Here is a 620-nt window from a genome sequence, read left to right on the forward strand (position 1 = left end):
ATTGGCATCCTTTTGTTTTCTAGTTTTCAGCTGAAAGAACGAACGTGTTCTTTACTGATTCTAACTAACGATTATACGTCGTAAGTTGTAGAAGCAGTGTCGCCGCCTGTACCAGTCCAGTTTGTGTGGAAGAATTCACCACGTGGACGGTCAGTACGCTCATAAGTGTGAGCACCGAAGTAGTCACGTTGAGCTTGTAGAAGGTTCGCTGGAAGACGAGCTGTAGTGTAGCCGTCTAGGAACGTTAGTGCAGAAGTCATACATGGCATTGGGATGCCTGATTCCATAGACTTAGCTGCAACTTTACGCCAAGCGCCCATGCAGTTGTCTAGGATGCCTTTGAAGTATGCATCTGAACCTAGGAAAGCGATTTCTGGGTTCGCTTCGTAAGCATCACGAATGTTGCCTAGGAATGCAGAACGGATGATACAACCGCCACGCCACATAAGTGCAACGTTACCGTAGTTTAGATCCCAACCGTTTTCGTTCGACGCTTCACGCATTAGCATGAAACCTTGAGCGTAAGAGATGATCTTAGAAGCAAGTAGAGCCTGACGGATTGCATCAACCCACTCTTGCTTGCCTTCAACTGGAGCAACAGTCTTACCGAACAGTTTCTC

Annotated in this window: 1 pseudogene; it reads right to left on the bottom strand. The window is 46.9% G+C overall.

Annotated elements, in window-relative coordinates:
* Positions 1–71: 71 nt before the first annotated feature.
* Positions 72–620: pseudogene (locus tag AB4496_RS25980) on the bottom strand (NADP-dependent phosphogluconate dehydrogenase); the annotation flags it as partial.

The sequence above is a fragment of the Vibrio sp. 10N.222.46.A1 genome, assembly GCF_041473595.1.
GTDB classification, from domain to species: Bacteria; Pseudomonadota; Gammaproteobacteria; order Enterobacterales; family Vibrionaceae; genus Vibrio; species Vibrio tasmaniensis_A.